This is a genomic window from Melaminivora alkalimesophila (assembly GCF_000282995.1).
GTDB classification, from domain to species: Bacteria; Pseudomonadota; Gammaproteobacteria; order Burkholderiales; family Burkholderiaceae_C; genus Melaminivora; species Melaminivora alkalimesophila.
In genome coordinates, this window is sequence record NZ_ALEE01000681.1 from 1 (window position 1) to 701 (window position 701).

The window sequence follows — 701 nt, forward strand, 5'->3', positions numbered from 1 at the left end:
CGGCCGGCGACCGCCGGGGAGAAAGGACGGGAGACATGACACACAAGGTGCTGGTGGCCGACGACGAGCCGAACATCGTCGTTTCGCTGGAATACCTGCTCAGGCGCGAGGGCTACGAGGTGTTGCTCGCCGCCGATGGCGACGAGGCGCTGGCGACGCTGCGGCGCGAGCGGCCGGCGCTGGTGCTGCTGGATGTGATGATGCCCGGCAGGACCGGTTTCGAGGTCTGCCAGGAGGTGCGCGCCGACCCGGAGCTGGAAGGGGTGCGCATCCTGATGCTCACCGCCAAGGGGCGCGACACCGACATCAGCAAGGGCCTCGCGCTGGGCGCCGACGGCTACATGACCAAGCCCTTTTCCACGCGCGAGCTGGTGCAGAAGGTGGCGGAGATGGTGGGGAGGCCGTCCTGAGGCGCGGTCTGCTCCTGCGGGCGGGGCTGGCGGCGGGGCTGGCGCTGGGCGCCTGCCTGCTGCTCGGGCTGGTGCTGGTGGGCCTGCCACTGCCGGCGCCCGAGCGGGCACGCTTTGCGGAGTTGGCGCTGCGCGGCGCGCCGCTGCTGGCGCTGGGCTGGGCGGTGGGCACCGCGGCGGCGGTGGCGGCGCTGCAGCGCTGGTGGCTGCCGCGGGCACAGGCCTGGCAGGCCCTGGCGGAGCAGACGCGCGCCCTGGTGAATGCCGCGGAGCCGCTGCGGCTGCCGGCCC

2 protein-coding genes are annotated in these 701 nt (G+C 73.9%); both read left to right on the forward strand.

From position 1 onward, the window contains the following. Positions 1-410, forward strand: a 410-nt coding sequence (locus A612_RS13265; RefSeq protein ID WP_338131811.1) for a response regulator transcription factor, incomplete at its 5' end; no start/stop codon positions are given. 71 nt (positions 411-481) lie between these two features. Further along, on the forward strand, positions 482-701 hold a 220-nt coding region (locus A612_RS13270; protein WP_040436914.1), incomplete at its 3' end, for a hypothetical protein.